General features: G+C 45.4%; 1 protein-coding gene. It reads left to right on the top strand.

Annotation, left to right across the window (positions count from 1 at the left end; translation table 11 throughout):
- Positions 1-161: 161 nt before the first annotated feature.
- Entirely contained in the window at positions 162-1022 is an 861-nt protein-coding gene (gene blaTEM, locus ACS8YF_RS19550) for a TEM family class A beta-lactamase (RefSeq protein WP_440851763.1), read from the top strand.
- Positions 1023-1193 lie beyond the last annotated feature (171 nt).

Raw genomic sequence — 1193 nt, 5'->3', positions numbered from 1 at the left:
AACTGCCAGGCATCAAATTAAGCAGAAGGCCATCCTGACGGATGGCCTTTTTGCGTTTCTACAAACTCTTTTGTTTATTTTTCTAAATACATTCAAATATGTATCCGCTCATGAGACAATAACCCTGATAAATGCTTCAATAATATTGAAAAAGGAAGAGTATGAGTATTCAACATTTCCGTGTCGCCCTTATTCCCTTTTTTGCGGCATTTTGCCTTCCTGTTTTTGCTCACCCAGAAACGCTGGTGAAAGTAAAAGATGCTGAAGATCAGTTGGGTGCACGAGTGGGTTACATCGAACTGGATCTCAACAGCGGTAAGATCCTTGAGAGTTTTCGCCCCGAAGAACGTTTTCCAATGATGAGCACTTTTAAAGTTCTGCTATGTGGCGCGGTATTATCCCGTGTTGACGCCGGGCAAGAGCAACTCGGTCGCCGCATACACTATTCTCAGAATGACTTGGTTGAGTACTCACCAGTCACAGAAAAGCATCTTACGGATGGCATGACAGTAAGAGAATTATGCAGTGCTGCCATAACCATGAGTGATAACACTGCGGCCAACTTACTTCTGACAACGATCGGAGGACCGAAGGAGCTAACCGCTTTTTTGCACAACATGGGGGATCATGTAACTCGCCTTGATCGTTGGGAACCGGAGCTGAATGAAGCCATACCAAACGACGAGCGTGACACCACGATGCCTGCAGCAATGGCAACAACGTTGCGCAAACTATTAACTGGCGAACTACTTACTCTAGCTTCCCGGCAACAATTAATAGACTGGATGGAGGCGGATAAAGTTGCAGGACCACTTCTGCGCCCGGCCCTTCCGGCTGGCTGGTTTATTGCTGATAAATCTGGAGCCGGTGAGCGTGGGTCTCGCGGTATCATTGCAGCACTGGGGCCAGATGGTAAGCCCTCCCGTATCGTAGTTATCTACACGACGGGGAGTCAGGCAACTATGGATGAACGAAATAGACAGATCGCTGAGATAGGTGCCTCACTGATTAAGCATTGGTAACTGTCAGACCAAGTTTACTCATATATACTTTAGATTGATTTAAAACTTCATTTTTAATTTAAAAGGATCTAGGTGAAGATCCTTTTTGATAATCTCATGACCAAAATCCCTTAACGTGAGTTTTCGTTCCACTGAGCGTCAGACCCCGTAGAAAAGATCAAAGGATCTTCT

This window comes from Salinisphaera sp. SWV1 (genome assembly GCF_052044155.1).
In the GTDB taxonomy this organism is placed as follows: domain Bacteria; phylum Pseudomonadota; class Gammaproteobacteria; order Nevskiales; family Salinisphaeraceae; genus Salinisphaera.
Note: the sequence above shows the minus strand (reverse complement) of the source record. Positions and strands in the feature narration are given on the sequence as shown.